The organism is Pantoea sp. SGAir0175 (assembly GCF_043547855.1).
The window spans coordinates 3,677,939-3,696,745 of record NZ_CP028081.1 but is presented as its reverse complement, the minus strand read 5'-3'; the positions used below and the strand labels follow the sequence as shown (position 1 = coordinate 3,696,745).

The following is an 18,807-nucleotide window of genomic DNA, read 5'->3' as shown; positions in this document are numbered from 1 at the left end:
GCAGTCTGGATCACGACCTTGTGTAAGGCTGAAAAGTGACCCAATTCAATCTGTTTACCGGCGCAGGAAATGAGGCAAAACCACTGGCTGGATCAATAAAATTATGAACCAGCCGGTTAAATAAGCAGCAAACAGACCGGCACGTTTTTTCAGCAATCCTGAATAGCTATGCGGAAAATTATCGAATTAACACTTTTCATAACAGCGAGTTATGACAGGCGCATGTCAGCAGCATTTTATGCTGCCTGGCTGTGCAGGATTTAAGCTATCGCCCCAGGGGTTGCATTTACCGTAGTGAAAATGGTACTTATCTCGGCCCTGTTCAGCAGGTATCAACTCAGGCTGCATCATCGCGCGGGCGCATAATGCCGGCGCAGCGGTAACCGATGCAGTCCATTATAACCCTCTATTTTATCGGGCTTTTGCTCACTTCCCTGTGTGTAATGTCTTCTGCACCTTCGCAGCAGAGCAAAGGGGTTTTAACTGAGGAAATAACGCGTTATGAAAGGTTTTAAACTCACCCTCGCGTGGCAGATTCTGATTGCCCTGATTCTCGGCGTTATCGTCGGAACCGTGCTGCATAATCAGCCAGACGATCGTGAATGGTTAATCACTAACATTCTTACTCCTGCCGGCGACATCTTTATTCATCTGATCAAGATGATTGTGGTGCCGATTGTTATTTCCTCACTGATTGTCGGCATCGCCGGCGTGGGTGATGCGAAAAAGCTCGGGCGGATTGGTGTGAAAACCATCATCTATTTTGAAGTGATTACCACCATTGCCATTGTGGTCGGCATCACGCTGGCCAACGTATTCCAACCCGGCAGCGGCATTGATATGTCAACGCTGGCAACGGTGGACATCTCTAAATACGAAGCCACAACGGAAGCGGTGCAGGGAGCGCCACATGGCCTGGTGACCACCATTCTGTCGCTGATCCCGCAGAATATTTTTGCCTCGCTGGTCAAAGGCGACATGCTGCCGATTATCTTCTTCTCGGTACTGTTTGGCATGGGACTGTCGGCGCTGCCGTCGGAGCATCGCGATCCGCTGGTGACCGTATTCCGTTCCATTTCCGAAACCATGTTTAAAGTGACGCACATGATCATGCGCTATGCGCCGGTCGGGGTGTTTGCGCTGATTGCCGTCACCATTGCTAACTTCGGTTTTGCCTCGCTTTACCCGCTGGCCAAGCTGGTGCTGCTGGTGTACGTGGCGATTCTGTTCTTTGCATTCGTAGTGCTGGGTGCGGTGGCGCGCTTCTGCAAGCTGCGTATTACGACCCTGATGCGCATTCTGAAAGATGAGCTGATTCTGGCGTATTCCACCTCCAGCTCAGAGACTGTGCTGCCGCGCATCATGCAGAAGATGGAAGCCTACGGCGCGCCGAAGGCGATCACCAGCTTCGTGGTGCCAACCGGCTATTCGTTCAATCTGGATGGTTCAACGCTGTATCAGAGCATTGCGGCGATCTTTATCGCCCAGCTGTACGGCATTGACCTGTCGCTGACCGATGAAATCATTCTGGTGCTGACCCTGATGGTGACGTCGAAAGGCATCGCGGGTGTGCCGGGCGTCTCGTTTGTGGTGCTGCTGGCTACGCTGGGCAGCGTCGGTATTCCGCTGGAAGGTCTGGCGTTTATCGCCGGTGTCGACCGTATCATGGACATGGCGCGCACCGCGCTCAACGTCATCGGTAACGCGCTGGCGGTGCTGGTTATTGCCCGCTGGGAAAACCAGTTTGATACCAAACAGGCCGCCGCCTACGAGCTGCAGCTGCGCACGCAAAATGCCAGCTAAGCGACACGCTCTCTGACTGAACCCGCCTTCTGGCGGGTTTTTTTATGTCCGCTGCCGCAAAAGGCAAAAAAATTGACCTGAGCAGGAGGAATTAAAAATTCTATATGATATATAGTTTCAAGAATAAATTATTCCTGAAGGGAGCGAACATGAACATTGATCTGAGCCAGATGATCACCGAGGGCCGCAACCCGGCGAGCCAGAACATTGACGAGCTGAACACGGAAGCGATGCTGCGCGTCATTAACGATGAAGACAAAAAAGTGGCGCTGGCGGTGGAAGCTATCGTGCCGCAGATTGCTGAGGTGGTGGATGCCATCACGGCGGCATTCAGCCAGGGCGGACGTCTGATTTACTGCGGTGCCGGGACCTCCGGCCGTCTCGGTATTCTCGATGCCAGCGAATGCCCGCCCACGTTCGGCACGCCGCGCAGTCAGGTGGTCGGGCTGATCGCCGGCGGCCACACCGCCATTTTACAGGCGGTGGAAAACGCCGAGGACAATCGCGAGCAGGGAGCGCAGGATTTAAAAGATATCGACTTTTCGGCGCGCGATGTGCTGGTCGGCATTGCTGCCAGCGGCCGCACACCTTATGTGCTCGGTGCGCTGGCCTGGGCGAAGCAGCAGGGCGCCTTCACCGCCGCGCTGACCTGTAATCCCAACAGCGCCATGTCGCAGGCGGCGGACGTCGCCCTGACGCCGGTGGTAGGCCCGGAAGTGGTCACCGGCTCGTCACGCATGAAAGCCGGCACCGCGCAGAAGCTGGTGCTCAATATGCTGACCACCGGCGCCATGATCCGCAGCGGCAAAGTGTACGGCAACCTGATGGTCGATGTAGAAGCCACCAATCAGAAACTGGTGCAGCGGCAAATCAACATCGTTAAGCAGGCCACCGAATGTGACGATGCCCGCGCACAGCAGGCGCTGGCAGCGTGCGGCGGCCACTGTAAAACCGCCATTGTGATGATACTGGCGGACCTGAACGCCGATGACGCGCAGGCGCTGCTGGCGCAGAACCACGGCTTTATCCGCCAGGCATTACACCACGCAGGAGCGCAATGATGGCGGCGATCACTGAAAGCTTATTACGCGATATCCTGCAGGCGGTCGGCGGCGCAGGCAACGTGGTGCACTGCGGTAACTGCATGACGCGTCTGCGTCTGACGCTGGCCGATGCCGCGCGGGTCGACAGCGCCCGGCTGAAAACGCTGCCCGGCGTGCTGGGCGTGATTGACAGCGATGCCCAGTTGCAGATTGTGCTCGGTCCTGGCAAAGCGCAAACCGCAGCGGAAAAAATGCAGGTGATGCTGAACAGCGCCACGCCAGAGGCGCCGGGCGATCTGCACAGCATTGCCAGCGCGCAGAAGCAGCAGATGAAAGCGAAGCAAACCAGCGCGCTGCACCGTTTTCTCTCCTGCTTTGCCACCATTTTTACCCCGCTGATCCCGGGCTTTATCGGTGCCGGATTGCTGCTGGGATTTGCCACGCTGATTGAGCAGGTGTGCCATCTCAATCAGCCCGGGGAACACGCCCGCTGGCTGCTGGATACCGTGGCTTATATGAAGGTGTTCGGCAAAGGGTTGTTCACCTTCCTCAGCATCTTAATCGGCTATAACGCGCAGAAAGCGTTTGGCGGCACCGGCGTGAACGGTGCGATTATCGCCTCGCTGTTTGTGCTGGGTTATGTCCCGAACGCGACCGTCGGCTATTACAGCGGCATGCAGGATTTCTTCGGCCTGACTATCGATCCGCGCGGCAATATTATTGGCGTGCTGCTGGCGGCGATATTTGGTGCCTGGCTGGAGAAACAGCTGCGCAAAATTATCCCGGATAATCTCGATATGATCCTTACCTCGCTGCTGACGCTGTTAATTACCGGCGCGGTGACGTTCCTGGTGATCATGCCGATTGGCGGCGAGCTGTTTAAAGGCATGTCGTGGCTGTTTATCCACCTGAACAATAACCCGTTCGGCTGTGCCATTCTGGCCGGTTTATTCCTGATTGCGGTGATGTTCGGCATTCACCAGGGTTTTATTCCGGTCTATTTTGCGCTGATGGAAACCCAGGGTTTCAATTCGCTGTTCCCGATACTCGCCATGGCCGGAGCCGGTCAGGTCGGTGCTTCGCTGGCGCTGTGGTGCAAAGCCGACAAGCATTCGCTGCTGCGCAGCCAGATTAAAGGTGCCATCGTGCCAGGTCTGCTGGGCGTCGGTGAGCCGCTTATCTATGGCGTGACGCTGCCGCGTCTTAAACCGTTTATTACCGCCTGCTTCGGCGGTGCGCTGGGCGGCTTCTTTATCGGGCTGGTGGCGTGGCTCGGACTGCCGGTGGGCATGAACACGGTGTTTGGCCCGTCAGGACTGGTGACGCTGCCGCTGATGACCTCTTCGCAGGGCATCTTTGCCGGTATGGCGGTCTATCTGGTGGGGCTGATCGTGGCGTGGATCGGCGGCTTCGTCTTTACCTGGTGGGGAGGCACCAAAAATGTCGATTTGAGTTAGAAAAGTCCGCGCCAGCAGACCGTCAAGAGGTCTGATGTCATTAAATGGATGATTTTGCTGCAATTGTGGCCTGGCTCACAATTGCAGCATTTCGTTAACGCTGCTTATTATTGAGCGTGAGAATTATCACCCATCCAGACTTTACTGGAGTGGCTGAAGATAAATCACGTGATATTAATGCGTTATCACTATAAGCCTTATGTAAACCAGGGTTATAGCCTTTCATTTTCTGCGAAATTCTTATTTCATTCCGATAAATATCCCCGGGCTCGCTTTTGATCTGTGCAGCCATAAAGTCTATATAAGCAACAGCTTTCTCCTCATTTTCACGCATCAGCGGCACCCTCTGTGCCCATAATTAACCACTTGATTCGTTTTGTGAAAATAGAGTTCGCCCATCTGCCCCTTTGTTCTTTTTTCGCTGTGCTTTCACAGCGTCGCTGATTGCTTGTTACTGGAGGTTGTATGAGATTCACCAGGAATCCCATTGCGTTAGGGATCGTCGCTGCGCAGGCGGTGTTTTATTTCCCCGGCGTGGGGGAAGCGGCAACACTGGGCGCGTATAATCCGCGCGATAACGACCAGCAGAGCGGCGCGCTGATCGTTAACGGCGGCAGCGCAACCTTAACCGGTAATCAGGCGTTTGAGCCGGGCATTGACGGGGCGGTCAACACCACGCTCGGCCAGGTGACCATCGCGGCGGGCGCACAATACCTTAATCAGGCACGTCTCGATCCCGGTCCGCAAAACCTCGCCATCACCGTGCCGGATCCCACTACCGGCGGCAATACCACCTTTCAGGTGTTTGATTCCGCCAGCCTGGTGGCGCAGGCACCGGTTACCGCCAGCACGGTGGTGCCGGATCTGCAAAACGTGAATGACAATCAGTATATCGACGCGCGCATCGCCGACGTCAGCGGCAGCGGCAGTTCGCTGGATGTCAGCATTGGTCAGGCTAACGCCAATAGCAGCGCCAGCACCAACGCCTGGACCATGGCGGCCAAAAACACCACGCTGTTTCAGGTCAGTAACGGCGGCACCCTAAACTGGAACAACAACAACCGCATCACCTTTAACGGTTCTGCAGCCAACGTCTCCGGCGGCCAGGTGACCGATAGCCTGGCGGTACAAAATCTCGCGACCTATAACGGCAGCTTTAGCGTGCAGACGCTGGACGGCAAAACCACCGCCTTCAACGTCACCAATGCCAGCCAGCTGCAAAGCTACAATAACTGGCTGGTGAGCCAGCTGCAGGCCGGCAATCTCGCGCCGGCCAGCTACCTCAGCGCGTTCAATCAGGCGGTCACTATCACCAACGGCGATATTGTCTATAACGTCAGCGCCACTGCGCCGGATGAAGTGACGCAGCCGATAGGTAGCCGCGTGGTGATCAATGCCGAAGGCGCCGGTTCGCAGGTCACTATCGCCGCCGGTAAAACGCTGGAAGTGGTAGGGGCCAGCGATGGCGCGGTACGCGTGGCCAATGGGGCCAATGCTACCATCGACGGGAAACTGGCGAGCCGCGGCACCGCGCTGGCGCTGGATGGCGCGACGGCTACCAACAGCAGCAGCGGCGTCATCAACGGCGGTTTCCTCAACCGTATTGATGGCACCGGCGTCGGCGCGGCCAGCAACAACGCCACGGCGGTAACGGTGCAAAACGGCGGTGATTTCACCAACAATGGCGTGCTTAACCTCGGTACCACCGGCAGCAATCTGACCAACGGCGTGGCGGGCATCCGTCTTGATGCCAATGCGCAGGCCAGCAACAGCGGCAATATCAACGTGGGCGTCAACGGTTCCAGCGCGCGCGGCACCACCTCCGGCGTGCTGCTCACCACCGACAGCAGCCGATTTACCAACATCAGCGGCGGCACGATTTATCTCGGGCGAGGCGCGCAGAACAGCCTGAGCGACAACGTGGCGGAGACAGCCCTGAACCAGAGCGGGCTGACCAGCGGCATTGCGCTGCTGGCCAACGGTAGCGCCACCAACGACGGGGCGATTGTGATTGGCTCGCGCGTACAGAACGCCGCCGGGATGTCGGTCAGCGGTGCCAGCAATGCCACGCTGATCAACAGCGGCACCATCGACGTCAACGGCAGCGCTGCGCGCGTGCCGCGCGAGAATGTCGGCATGCTGGTCACTAACAGCAACGGTACGCTGGAGAATCGCGGCACCATCAACCTCAACGGCGTTAACGGCACCGGCCTGAAAGTGCTGGCCACCAGTGGTAACAGCGCCGCCGCCAGCTCCACCGGGACCATCAACGTAGCAGGCGGAGCCGATCCGGCCAGCGGCACGCGCAACTTTGGCGTGTGGGTGGAAGGCCAGGGCAGCGGCACTGCCGCAGCGAACGTGGACGGGCCGATTAACCTCACCGGCAACGGCGCGATTGGCGTGCACGCGCGCGGCAACGCCACGGTTAACGTCACGCAGAATGCCATTCCCCGCTTCAGCACCGGCAGCAATCAAATTGGTTTTTTTGCCTATGGCCCGAATGCGCTGATCAACGTAGACGATAACAACGCGTTTGACGTCACCACCACTAACTCGACGCTCTTCCGCATCGAACAGGGCGCGACGTTTGACGGGACTAATACCACGCTGACCGCCTCCGGCGCGGGTGCGGTGGCGGTGAACGGCACCGGCGGTGGCGGAACATTGGTGAAGACCAACAACGCCACGATTAACGCTAGCGGCACCGGTGCCACCGGCGTCAATATCGAGGGCGGTGCGCAGGGCAATATTGACGCGGCGACCACCATTACCCTCAGTGGCAGCAACGCCACGGGCGCGATTGCCGACGGGCAGAAACATACGCTGACCGGCGCCAACAGCCGTGCGCCGGTCGCCAGCACGCGGCTGACCTCCGCCGCAGAACTCAACTCGGCGCAGAACGGCATCACCGGCTATCTGGCACGCAACCGCGCGCAGCTCAGCAACAGCGGCAACATTAACTTCAGCGGGGCCAATACCACCGGCCTGCGCGTGGAGAGCGGGGCGACCGGCAGCAACAGCGGCAACATCAGCATCAGCGACGGCGGCACCGGTATCGCGGTGAACAGCGCGGGCAGCACCTTCGCTACCACCGCCAGCAACAGCGGCAACATCGACGTCAATGGCGGCAGCAGCTCCCGCCGTACGCGCGGCGTCAGCGCCAGCGGTAGCCAGGCGGTGGCGAACCTCAACGGCGGCACGCTCACGCTCAACGGCAGTGGCGCCATCGGCGCCGAAGCGCTGGACGGTGCGCTGGTGAATATCGCCGCCGGATCGACGCCGATCTTTAACAATAGCGACCAGATCGCCTATCACGCTGCAGGTAACGGATCGCGCATTCGCGCCGCCACCAGCGCGCTGGATGTCAGCACGCGTGGTTCCACCGGCTACCGCCTTGACGACGGCGCGGCGCTGAGCTTCAGCACGCCGAACAGCCTGATCGCCAGCGCCGCCAGCAGCACCGGCGTGATTGTCTCGGGTAGCGGCAGCAGCCTTAACAGCGCCAACCTCAATCTGACCGCCAGCGGCGAGGAGAGCACCGCCGTGCGCGTCGAGGGCGGTGCCGCGGCGACGCTCGACGGCAGCAGCAACATCACACTCAGCGGCAACAACGCGGTGGGCGTGCTGGTGAATACGCTGCGCAGCGATCTCAGTAATGCGCTGGACGGCAGCGCTGCCGCCACCCGCGTCACCAGCAACGCCCGCATCAGCGGCGCTGGCAACGGTGCCGTTGGCTTTGACCTGACCAACGGCGCGGAACTCGAGAACAATGGCGCAGTGACGCTGACCGGCAGCAACAGCATCGGCATGCGCTCGCGCGCCGGCAGCACGCTGACCAACAATGGCGTGGTTAACGTCAGCAACGGCACCGGGTTAGATGTCGGCGGCAGCGGCACCACGCTGGCGCAGGGCGGCAGCATCAATGTCGATAACGGCGTGGCCGGCGTGCGCATCAGCGACGGCGCACAGCTGGCATTGACCGGTAGCGATACGCTGATCACCACGCGCGGCACGGCGCATGGCATTTTGCTCGACAGCGGCGCGGCGGCGCTCAGCGCGCGCGACGCCACCATCAACGTACTGGGCAGCGGCAACGGCATCGAAAACCGCGCGGAGCTGGGCAACGTTAGCCTGAGCAACCTGACACTCAACGTTGGCGATGGCAACGGCATCCGCACTGCCGTCGCGTTCGATCCTGCCTCCACCGTGACCACCAATGTATCCGGCAGCGGTAACGGCCTGACTATCGCCAACGCCGATGGATCGACCACCGGCGGCGATCTGACGCTGGGTTCGGGTTACGTTTTCAATGTCACCGGCGCCGGCGGCACCGGGATTCGCGCCAACACCACGGGAAATATCGTCACCGCCGCCAGCGTCAATATCACTAATGCGGCAGGCGGTTCGGCACTGGTCTCCAGCACTGCCGGCACCATCGTCAACAGCGGCACGCTGCGCTCCAGCAGCCTGACGGCACCGGTGGTCGATCTGCGCGGCGGCAAAACGGTATTCGAAAACCTCGGTACTATCGTGACGGCCACGGCGCAAAGCGTGGCGGTGGCGGGCAGTAACGCCGACGATGTGATTTTGCTGACCCAGGGTGACGTGCTGGGCGACATCAATCCTGGCGGCGGCAGCGATACGTTCCGCTGGACCGGCGGCACGCTCAACGGCAGCCTGACCATGGGCGCAGACAACAACAATATCGCCGAGGTCAGCGGCGTCGATCTCAGCACTACTTACCATCTCACCAGCGGCAACGGCACCGGTAACAGCCTGACCTTCGACCAGATTACGGCGCGCGGCGGCAGCTTCAGCGCGGATGACCTGAGTAAAGGCGTTAACCTCGGCAGCGGCTGGAGCATCATTAACTTCGCGGATAGCCGCTGGACGCTGACCGACAACCTGCAGCTGGCGCACAGCACCATCAACATTGATGGGCGCTCAACGCTGTACGCCGGTGACAACGTGCATCCCACACTGGCGGGCGGCACAGCGGATTCGCTGCAGGTGAATAACAGCGGTACGCTGGACCTCACCAATGGCGGCGGTTCGCCAGGTAATACGCTGGACATCAACGGCTCGCTGGCGTCGATGGGCGGTCAGGCGAATCTGGTGACGCGCCTCAATGACGGCGGCGCGCTGAGCAACCAGTTCACCGACCACATCAACGTCAGCGGTAACGCCAGCGGCACCACGCTGCTCAACGTCAGGCTGGATGCGGCAAGCAGTGCGGCGCTCACCGATCGCAACCGCAACGGCGGCATTGAGGGCAATGAAGGCATTTCGCTGGCGCAGGTGGGCGGCAACGCCGGCCAGAACAGCTTTGCGCTCAGGGATGGCTATCTCGGTGCCGGACCGTGGCAGTACCGGCTGTACAGCTTCGCGCCGGGCAGCAGCGATCCGGCGCAGCGCCTGCTGAGTGGCAGCGGCAACAATTACTGGGATTACCGGCTGGCAAACTACTACGTGTGCGAGGACAGCGACAGCTGCCAGCCAGCGCTGGTGACCAGCGGATTTGGCACGCCACAGCGATACGATGCGCGTCCGGCGGTGGTGCCGCAGGTGCCCTCGTACATTTCGGCACCGGTTGGCCTCGCCTATTACACCGCCGCGATTATTGATGACCTGCACAAGCGTCTTGGCGAACTGCGTCACGAGCAGACGCGCCCGGCGGGTCAAGGCGGTGAGATGTTCCTGCGCTATATCGGCTCGAACCTGAAATACAAAAGCGACCGCAGCTTTAGCGATTACGGCTACGGGTTTGACCTCGACTACAGCGCGGTGCAGCTTGGCGGCAATCTGCTGCGTCTCGACGGTGAGCAGGACAGCCTGCGCGGCGGCGTGGCCTACACGCGCGGCAATACGCGCATCCGTCCGCAGGCGGCAGACGGTTACAGCAGCACCAGCTTCGATAGCGACAGCCTGGCGCTGTACGGCACCTGGCAGCGCCAGAGCGGCTTTTACCTTGACGGCGTGCTGTCGTTTGACTGGCATCGTGGTGAAACCGACATTGCGCGCCAACAGCGCGAGGCAAAGCTGAAGGGCCACGGCTGGACCGCCTCGCTGGAGAGCGGTTATCCGTTTGAACTCGGCGAGGGCTACAAGCTGGAGCCGCAGGCGCAGCTGATGTACCTGAAACTGAACATGAACGATTTCACGGATGAGGACAATAACCAGGTGCGCTATGGCGATTATCACCAGACGATTGGCCGTCTCGGCGTGCGTCTCGACCGCAGCTGGACTGATGACAGCAACCGCCAGTACACGCCTTATCTGCGCGCGAATTATTACAAAGGCTGGGGCGGCACGGCGCAGACATCGGTGTCGGCTGCCGATAACCCGGCGCTCGGCGCCAGCTTCAGCAGCGGTAATTTTGGCCAGATGTGGGAAGTGGGTGCCGGCGGCACGGTGACGCTGCAGCAGGATGTGTCGCTGTACGCCGAAGCGGATTACCGCAAGGAGATCGACGGCAACGGCGCCAGAGGCTGGCGTTACAACCTCGGCGTGCGCTGGCAGTTCTGACAGTATGTGCAAATGACGCGGTCGCCGTGAACGGCGACCCTACGAGAATGGGCATGTTGCGGGATGTGCAGGGATGCGGTCGCCGTGAACGGCGACCCTACGAGAATGGGCATGTTGCGGGATGTGCAGGGATGCGGTCGCCGTGAACGGCGACCCTACAAAATGGGGCATGCTGCGGGGTGCGCAGGGATGCGTTCGCCGTGAACGGCGACCCTACAAAATGGGGCATGCTGCGGGATGTGCAGGGATGCGGTCGCCGTGAACGGCGACCCTACAAGAATGGGGCATGCTGTGGGATGTGCAGGGATGCGGTGATGGCACGTTTTTCTGTAGGGTGCGCATTCATGCGCACCGCTGCCGACACGCCGTTCAGCCAAAGCTCGATCTCATTTACCCTAAATGATTTTTTATCGATCCCGCCCGCGGCCAGAACTGTGAAGCGCCGCGCACTCCGGCTTTATTAAGAACAAAAATTAAATAGCCGCGCTAAAGCCAGGCCATTGTGCTGCCGAAAAGGTAAAAAAGTATTATCGATTTCTCTTCAGCCTGCGTTTTGCAAGGACTCACACATGCGTAATAACCAGCCCATCACCCAGCGTGAATTCGTCTTCGACGATCGCGCCACGCTGATGTCGACCACCGATCTCAACAGCCACATTACCTACGCCAACGACGCCTTTATTGAGGTCAGCGGATTCAGCCCGGAAGAGGTCAACGGCCAGCCGCACAACATGGTGCGTCATCCGGATATGCCGCCGGAAGCGTTCGCCGATATGTGGAGCACGCTGAAGCAGGGCGAACCCTGGACTGCGCTGGTCAAAAACCGGCGCAAGAATGGCGATCACTACTGGGTGCGCGCCAATGCCATTCCGGTGGTGCGCGAGGGCAAGCTGCAGGGCTATATGTCGGTACGCACCAAACCGTCGGCGGAGGAGGTCCGTCAGTGCGAGGCGCTGTATCGTGATTTTCGTGAAGGGCGTGCCAAAGGGCGTCGTTTTCATAAGGGACTGATTGTTGGCAGCGGCTGGCGGCGACTGGCCTCAGTGCTGAAAACGCTGCCGCTGCGCTGGCGCATCCGCAGTACGCTGATCGCGCTGCTGCCGCTGTCGGTGCTGGGCGTCTGGCTGCTGGGCATGGCACCGCTGGCGATCGGCTGCTTCAGCGGCGGCATGGCCGGGCTGCTACTGCTGGCCAGCCTGTGGCTGGAGCAGCAGATTTCGCGCCCGATGGAGCGCATGTGCCGCCAGGCGCTGAGCGTGGCGACCGGCGCCAGCCACAAAGTCGAGCACATCGATCGGGTGGATGAGATCGGCATGACGCAGCGCGCTATCGGCCAGCTGGGTCTGATGTTCCGCTGGCTGGTGGATGACGTCAGCGGCCAGGCGATCAATGTCCTGAGTGCCAGCGACGCCATCGCGCGCAGCAATGATGAACTGAGCCGTCGCACCGAGCAGGCGGCGGCGAACGTGCAGCAAACGGCGGCGACCATGAACGAAATGACCGCCACGGTCAAAAGCAACACGGAAACCGCCAGCGAAGTGAATACGCTGTCGGCCAGCACCAGCGCAGCGGCGATCAAAGGCGGTGAAGTGATGCAGGAGATGGTCGGCATGATGGCGGAAATTGCCGACAGCTCGAAGCGTATCGCCAACATCACCAGCGTGATCGACGGCATCGCTTTCCAGACCAATATTCTGGCGCTGAACGCGGCGGTGGAAGCGGCACGTGCCGGTGAGCAGGGTAAAGGCTTTGCGGTGGTAGCGGGCGAGGTGCGCAATCTGGCACAGCGCAGCGCCAAAGCCGCCAGCGAGATCAAAAACCTGGTGGAAACCAGCGCCGGCCGTGTGCAGTCGGGCAGCGATCACGCCGATGCGGCCGGCCACACGATGCAGGCGATTGTCGATCAGGTGCAGAATGTCACCGCCCTGATTGCGCAAATCAGCGCGGCGACGGCCGAACAATCCATCGCGCTGAGCGAAGTCAGTAGCGCGGTGGAGGATCTCGACGACATCACCCATCAGAACGCGGCGCGCGTGGCGGAAGGCGCAGAAGCCTCCGGCCGAATGGCGCATCAGGCCAACCGGCTGGTTGAAGCGATCAGCGTGTTTCGCTAAGTTTCACGACGCTTCACGTCCGGCGCGCAGCGCGCCGGGCGGTGTGCCGACAATGCGTTTGAAGGCGCGACTGAAGGCAGCCAGTGAACCGTAACCGAGGTGGAAAGCCACGCTCTCCACCGCTTCGCCATCGTTAACTATGCGCTCCACCGCCAGACGCATGCGCAGTTCGGTGAGGTAGCGCAGCGGCGTCATGCCGGTGGCGTTTTGAAAGCGCGCGGCAAACACCGAGCGTGAGCTGCCGGATTCGCGCGCCAGCCGCTCCACCGTCCAGTTTTCGCCGGGCGCGCGGTGCATGGCCGCCATCGCCAGGCTGAGGCGCGGATCGCGCAGAGCCTGCACCAGCCCGCTGCCCTGGCCACAGCCATTCTCCACCCAGCCCCGCACAATTTGCGCCGCCACCACATCGGCCAGCCGCGACAAAATGCCGGCAAAGCCCGCTTTGCGCTGACGTGTTTCACGCTCCATGGCATCCAGAATCGGCTGGATTTCCGGGTATTGCGCCAGCAGCGTGCTGACCAGCATCACGTCAGGCATGGTATGCACCAGCGGCTGCATGCCGCCCAGCTCAAACGCCATGCAGGCGCTGAATAAAATCACATCGCTGTCGTCCGGGCAGGCATCCGCGTCCGGCGCATCGTTAATCGCGCACACGCTGTCACAGATGGGTTTGCTGTTAAACGTGGCGATCGGCACGCACACCGCATCTTCGCCGGAGATTAGCGCGTGCGGCTTACCGTGCGGAATCAGCAGTGCATCGCCCGCCTGCAGCGGATAGACGGTGCCGGAAGCGGAGCGAATCAGCAGCGAGCCGCGGCCAACAAAATGCAGCTGTGCCTTGCCCGGCGCGTCATCATATTGCAGGCCAAACGGCGCATGCAGCGCGATGCGCTGATATTTGACGCCGTACAGGCGCATGCCCATCAGCAGTTCGCTGGTCAAATCTTCATAGCGGCTCATACAATCCAGACGAATTATCAAAAAACAAAGTTTCTGTATCATAGATCGTCTTGCGTCGTCTCTCTATGCTTACAGCCTGATATTTTGTGATGGGGATCGCAGATGAGTCTGGATACTGAAGTAGTGGAAACAAGCATTGCGGTAGAGAAACCCGCATGGGGCGCGGTGTTCGCCATGGCGTTTGGCGTCTTCGGCCTGATCACCGCAGAATTTCTGCCGGTGAGCTTGCTGACACCGATTGCCGACTCGCTGCGCGTCAGCGAAGGGCAGGCGGGCCAGACGGTCACGGTTACCGCGCTGGTGGCGCTGCTGACCAGCCTGGTAATTGGTAACGTCACGCGCCGCCTCGACCGCCGCCTGGTGATGCTGGCGTTCACGTTACTGCTCATCGCCTCGGCGCTGCTGGTGGCGTTTGCCGAAAATCTGCCGATGATTTTACTGGCGCGCGTGCTGCTCGGCATGGCGATTGGCGGCTTCTGGACGCTGTCGACCGCCATTACCATGCGGCTGGTGCCCGCCGATCAGGTGCCGCGCGCGCTGTCGATTGTGTTCAGCGGTATTTCGCTGGCCACCATCATTGCCGCGCCGCTGGGCAGCTATCTTGGCGGGCTGATTGGCTGGCGTAACATCTTCCTGCTGACCGGTGTTTTGGGCGTGCTGGCGCTGTTCTGGCAGTTCTTCACCCTGCCGTCGATGCCGCCGGAGAACAAAGCGCGCAGTGGCGGCGTGCTGGACCTGCTGCGTCAGAGCGTGATGCGCTGGGGCATGCTGGCGGTGATCATGATGTTTACCGGCCATTTTGCCTTCTTTACCTATCTGCGCCCGTTCCTGGAAACCAGCGCGCAGCTGAATGTGAATCAGCTGTCGCTGGTGCTGCTGGCGTTCGGCGTGGCGAACTTCTTCGGCACCTCGCTGGCCGCGTGGCTGGTGACGCGCAGCGTGTCGCTGACGCTCACCGGCATGGCGCTGGTGATGAGCGTGACGGCGGTGCTGCTGGTGAGCTTTGGCCACGTCTCCTGGCTGGTGGCGAGCGGCGTCGCGCTGTGGGGGCTGGCGTTTGGTTCAATGCCGACTGGCTGGTCAACCTGGCTGTCGCGCGCGGTGCCGGACGACGCCGAATCGGGCGGCGGGCTGCTGGTGGCCACTATTCAGCTGGCGATCACCGCCGGTGCGGCGGCCGGTGGCTGGATGTTCGATCTGCAGGGCGCGGGCGGCGTATTCCTTGCCAGCGGCGTGCTGATGCTGCTGGCCGCCATCACCATCTTTACCCGCGTGCGGCATCACGGTTAAATCCGTTACCGCCATCAGGCGCGCCGCGACACGCTTCAGGGTGTGTCGCGGCGCCGCTTTTGCCGCGTATGCCTGGTCTCACCAATCACAGCAATAAATCCTGCCTTTTATTCAAATCGTGGTTTTTTAACCCTTTGCGCACAGGTTGCGCTAAACGTGCTTTTTATAGTCAAAATATTCGAATGACTTAGGCAAATCTCTGCGCTTTTTTTTGATCGGTTGCCGGCCTACTATATATCTCATCAAGGCGATGTCGCCTTATTCAATCAAACATCATTAAGGAAATGACCATGAAAACCATCAAAACTTTTGCTGCTGTTATTGCTCTCTCTGTTCTGCCATTTGCCAGCTTCGCGCAAAGCGTGACCGCTACCGCCTCTACGCTTGACGGTGCTGAAGCGCAAATCGCTGCTAAAGCGCAGGAAATTGGTGCTTCCTACAAAGTGACTGAAGCCAACTTCAACAACGGCGTTCACATGACCGCAGAACTGACCCAATAACTTTGCCATACCCTCTGTGCTGACAGGGTGCCTTCGGGCGCCCTGGCGGCGTTGCTAACGCCATAAAATCCTGTCCCTTTTCCGCATAAATGATTATTATTCGCAAAAACTAACATCCTTATCGGCTCGCCTCGGGCTGAATTTCTTATTGGTTGCAATGTCGGGCTTTCATTTCACTGCCGCACGGCGGTGGTTTTGCTATGGAGAAGTTATGAAAGCGAATAAAACAATGCAGTGGGCGCTGCGTCCGCTACTGGTGGCCACGGCGTTGCTGTCCTGCAGCGCGCTGCAGGCGGCGGAAACGCAGCCGCTCAATCAGCCGATCGCCAAAGGCGCCTACGAACTGGCCTTCAGCAACAGCGACAACGCGCTGTTCCTCGCCACGGCGCAAAACGCCGGCAATCCGCAGGGCGGTACCGTGTACCGTCTCGATCCGCAGAATCTGGCGGTGAAGCAAACCATCAGCACTGAACTGAAGACCTTTGGTGCCGCCATCAATCAGCACACCAACGTGCTGTACTTTGGCAACACGGTCAACGGTGCGCTGACGGCAGTGGATGCCAGCAGCGGTAAGGTGATCAACACACTGGTGCTGGATAGCCGCAAGCGCGGTGACACGGTTCGTCCGCTGCAGCCGCGTGAACTGGTCGCGGATGCGCTAACCAATCGCGTGTACATCACCGGTCTCGGCGCGCAAAGCGTGGTGTGGGTGGTGGATGGCAAAACACTCCAGCTCATCAGCACTATCCCGAATACCGGCAAAATGGGCACCGGGCTGGCACTGGATGCCGCCGCGCAGAAACTGTATGTCACCAATGCCGATGGCGAGCTGGTCACCATCAATACCCGCCTGAACGCGATTGAAAAGCGCCAGAAAATTGACGGTGATAAAGAGCACTTTTTCCTGAATATTGCGCTGGATAGCAAAGGCCACCGCGCTTTCCTCAGCGATGCGAAGCAGCCGCAGGTGCTGGTGCTGGATACCCGCACGCAGCAGGTGATTCAGCGTATTGAGGTACCGGAATCGCTGGCGGTGCTGTTCAATGCTGACCGTGACGAGTTGTATGTCACGCACCGTAAAGCCGGTGAGATCAGCATCATCGATGCCAGCAGCTATAAAGTGAAACGCACGGTGAAAGCGCCGGGCCTGCCGAACAGCCTGGCGCTCTCCGCCGATGGCAACACGCTGTTCGTCAGCATCAAGCAGCCGGGCTCACGCAAGGAACCGCCAAAAAACCCGGACAGCGTGTTACGCATCGCGCTGTAGGGCGTAATTATCCGAAACTCAGGGGCGACGTGTGTCGCCCTTTGCATTTCCGGCCTTGATCCCCCCTTTCCCGCCCGGCTTACGCTACCTTTAGGACGACAACACCTAAGGGGAGAGTGCAATGAGCCAGTTTTTTATGCATGAAAAAAACGATCTGGTGAACGAAGCGATCGAAGGCGTGTTACTCAGCACACCGTGGCACAACCTGACCCGTCTCGATCTGGGCGATGAGATTCGCGTGGTGGTGCGTTCGGACTGGGATAAAAGCAAAGTCGCACTGATTTCCGGCGGTGGCTCCGGCCACGAACCGGCGCACGCGGGCTTTGTCGGCAAAGGGATGCTGACCGCTGCGGTGTGCGGCGATATCTTCGCCTCGCCGAGCGTTGATGCGGTGCTGAACGCCATCGTTAACGTCACCGGTGAGGCGGGCTGTCTGCTGATTGTGAAGAACTACACCGGTGACCGCCTCAACTTTGGCCTCGCAGCGGAAAAGGCGAAAAATCTTGGTTACAAGGTGGAGCTGGTGATGGTGCAGGACGATATCGCGCTGCCGGAAAATCCGCAGCCGCGCGGCATTGCCGGCACCGTGCTGGTGCACAAAATCGCCGGCTACGCTGCGGAGTACGGCCAATCGCTCGACGAGGTTAAAGCGCTGGCGCAGCGCACCATCGACGCCACGTCCTCCATCGGCCTGGCGTTTGCCACCTGTCACATTCCGGGTGAAAAGCGCGACGATCGCGTGGCAGCCGGTCATAGCGAGCTGGGGATGGGCATTCACGGTGAGCCGGGCGTGATCACGCTGGATACGCAAAACAGCCGCAAAATTACCAGCATCATGACCGATCAGCTGGCGCAGGCGCTGCCCGACGGCAAACAGGCGCTGTTGATGATCAACAATCTCGGCGGCTTTTCCCAGCTGGAGCTGGCGCTGCTCACGCGCGAGGTACTGCAGTCGCCGCTGGCGGCGCGCATCACCCATTTAATTGGCCCGGCAACGCTGGTCAGCGCGCTGGATATGAAAGGGTTTTCGCTGACGCTGCTGGCGCTGGAAGAGGCGTTTTTCGAGGCGCTGCATGCGCCGGTGCAGGTGCTGGGCTGGACGCCGATGTACGACTTTGCGCCCATCAGCCTGCAGCGCGCTGAACGCATCGGCAGCGTGCTGGATTTCGATCCTTCTGATAACGCTGAAGTGGCGCAGGTGGTTGAGCGCGTGACGCAGACGCTGATCGATCTGGAGAGCGAGCTGAATGCGCTGGACGCCAAAGTCGGCGATGGCGATACCGGCTCGACCTTTGCCGCCGGCGCGAAGAAAATCCAGCGCGGCCTGCGTGAACAGCAGTTGCCGCTGGATGAGCTGCCTACGCTGCTGGCGCTGGTGGGCGAACAGCTGGCGACGGTGATGGGCGGATCGAGCGGAGTGCTGATGTCGATTCTGTTTACTTCGGCCGGACAGCAGCTGGAAGAGGGCAGCACGCTGCCGCAGGCGCTGATGCATGGACTGGAGCGGATGAAGCACTACGGCGGCGCGCAGCCGGGACATCGCACGCTGGTGGATGCGCTGCAGCCGGCACTGGAAGCGTTAGCAGCCGGAGAGTCGCTGGCTGCGGCGGCCGCCGCTGCGCAACGGGGCGCCGACGCGACGGCGCAGATGCAGAGTGCGAAGGCGGGCCGTTCGGCTTATCTGAATCAGCAGAGTCTGGATGGCGTGAAAGATCCGGGCGCGTACGCCATCGAGAAGGTGTTTGCGGTGCTGGCGGGCTGAAGATGGGGCGGATGGGTGCGGGGTTCGCCCTCACCCTAACCCTCTCCCGCGGGCGGGAGAGGGGACTGTTCTGAGTGATGTCGGAG

General features: G+C 60.2%; 11 protein-coding genes. 9 read left to right on the top strand and 2 right to left on the bottom strand.

Features of this window, described 5'->3' with window-relative positions:
* Positions 1–501: 501 nt before the first annotated feature.
* The 3 genes from gltP (at position 502) to murP (ending at position 4,303) form a co-directional block, all read left to right on the top strand.
* A complete protein-coding gene (gene gltP / locus C1N56_RS17305) occupies positions 502–1,803 on the top strand; it encodes a glutamate/aspartate:proton symporter GltP (RefSeq protein ID WP_021507820.1) in 1,302 nt (433 codons plus the stop codon).
* 149 nt (positions 1,804–1,952) lie between these two features.
* Positions 1,953–2,864: an N-acetylmuramic acid 6-phosphate etherase gene (murQ, locus tag C1N56_RS17300; RefSeq protein ID WP_058780882.1), complete on the top strand. Its 912-nt coding sequence runs from the start codon at positions 1,953–1,955 to the stop codon at positions 2,862–2,864.
* Entirely contained in the window at positions 2,864–4,303 is a 1,440-nt protein-coding gene (gene murP, locus C1N56_RS17295) for a PTS N-acetylmuramic acid transporter subunit IIBC (RefSeq protein ID WP_059012566.1), read from the top strand. The genes murQ and murP overlap by 1 nt, the downstream gene beginning before the upstream one ends.
* Positions 4,304–4,397: 94 nt before the next feature.
* Here the strand turns inward: murP and C1N56_RS17290 are convergent, their stop codons facing one another.
* On the bottom strand, positions 4,398–4,637 hold the full coding sequence (locus tag C1N56_RS17290) for a hypothetical protein (RefSeq protein WP_394516915.1): 240 nt from the start codon (positions 4,635–4,637) through the stop codon (positions 4,398–4,400).
* Between the two features lie 131 nt (positions 4,638–4,768).
* Between C1N56_RS17290 and C1N56_RS17285 the strand changes: the two genes are divergently transcribed.
* A complete protein-coding gene (locus C1N56_RS17285) occupies positions 4,769–10,828 on the top strand; it encodes an autotransporter outer membrane beta-barrel domain-containing protein (protein WP_394516914.1) in 6,060 nt (2,019 codons plus the stop codon).
* A gap of 569 nt (positions 10,829–11,397) precedes the next feature.
* Complete coding sequence (locus C1N56_RS17280) at positions 11,398–12,942, top strand: methyl-accepting chemotaxis protein (protein WP_278708914.1); 1,545 nt, start codon at positions 11,398–11,400, stop codon at positions 12,940–12,942.
* Positions 12,943–12,945: 3 nt separating this feature from the next.
* On the opposite strand, the gene C1N56_RS17275 is transcribed toward C1N56_RS17280, so the two are convergent.
* Positions 12,946–13,902: an AraC family transcriptional regulator gene (locus C1N56_RS17275; RefSeq protein ID WP_021507815.1), complete on the bottom strand. Its 957-nt coding sequence runs from the start codon at positions 13,900–13,902 to the stop codon at positions 12,946–12,948.
* A 102-nt stretch (positions 13,903–14,004) separates the two neighbouring features.
* Between C1N56_RS17275 and C1N56_RS17270 the strand changes: the two genes are divergently transcribed.
* From C1N56_RS17270 to C1N56_RS17255, 4 genes are all read left to right on the top strand, one after another.
* Positions 14,005–15,192, top strand: a complete 1,188-nt coding sequence (locus C1N56_RS17270) for an MFS transporter (protein WP_058757539.1) — start codon at positions 14,005–14,007, stop codon at positions 15,190–15,192.
* 290 nt (positions 15,193–15,482) lie between these two features.
* A complete protein-coding gene (locus tag C1N56_RS17265) occupies positions 15,483–15,692 on the top strand; it encodes a YdgH/BhsA/McbA family protein (protein WP_394516913.1) in 210 nt (69 codons plus the stop codon).
* Between the two features lie 211 nt (positions 15,693–15,903).
* A complete protein-coding gene (locus tag C1N56_RS17260) occupies positions 15,904–16,959 on the top strand; it encodes a 7-bladed beta-propeller protein YncE (protein ID WP_241798049.1) in 1,056 nt (351 codons plus the stop codon).
* Positions 16,960–17,080: 121 nt separating this feature from the next.
* Positions 17,081–18,721, top strand: a complete 1,641-nt coding sequence (locus C1N56_RS17255) for a dihydroxyacetone kinase subunit DhaK (RefSeq protein WP_394516912.1) — start codon at positions 17,081–17,083, stop codon at positions 18,719–18,721.
* The last annotated feature ends 86 nt before the right edge of the window (positions 18,722–18,807 follow it).

Excerpts from the sequence above, each read along its gene's own strand:
- C1N56_RS17260 (WP_241798049.1), top strand. The coding sequence starts at position 15,904 with ATGAAAGCGAATAAAACAATGCAGTGGGCGCTGCGTCCGCTACTGGTG.
- C1N56_RS17290 (WP_394516915.1), bottom strand. The coding sequence starts at position 4,637 with ATGCGTGAAAATGAGGAGAAAGCTGTTGCTTATATAGACTTTATGGCT.
- C1N56_RS17270 (WP_058757539.1), top strand. The coding sequence starts at position 14,005 with ATGAGTCTGGATACTGAAGTAGTGGAAACAAGCATTGCGGTAGAGAAA.
- C1N56_RS17265 (WP_394516913.1), top strand. The coding sequence starts at position 15,483 with ATGAAAACCATCAAAACTTTTGCTGCTGTTATTGCTCTCTCTGTTCTG.
- murP (WP_059012566.1), top strand. The coding sequence starts at position 2,864 with ATGGCGGCGATCACTGAAAGCTTATTACGCGATATCCTGCAGGCGGTC.
- C1N56_RS17255 (WP_394516912.1), top strand. The coding sequence starts at position 17,081 with ATGAGCCAGTTTTTTATGCATGAAAAAAACGATCTGGTGAACGAAGCG.
- gltP (WP_021507820.1), top strand. The coding sequence starts at position 502 with ATGAAAGGTTTTAAACTCACCCTCGCGTGGCAGATTCTGATTGCCCTG.
- C1N56_RS17280 (WP_278708914.1), top strand. The coding sequence starts at position 11,398 with ATGCGTAATAACCAGCCCATCACCCAGCGTGAATTCGTCTTCGACGAT.
- C1N56_RS17285 (WP_394516914.1), top strand. The coding sequence starts at position 4,769 with ATGAGATTCACCAGGAATCCCATTGCGTTAGGGATCGTCGCTGCGCAG.
- murQ (WP_058780882.1), top strand. The coding sequence starts at position 1,953 with ATGAACATTGATCTGAGCCAGATGATCACCGAGGGCCGCAACCCGGCG.
- C1N56_RS17275 (WP_021507815.1), bottom strand. The coding sequence starts at position 13,902 with ATGAGCCGCTATGAAGATTTGACCAGCGAACTGCTGATGGGCATGCGC.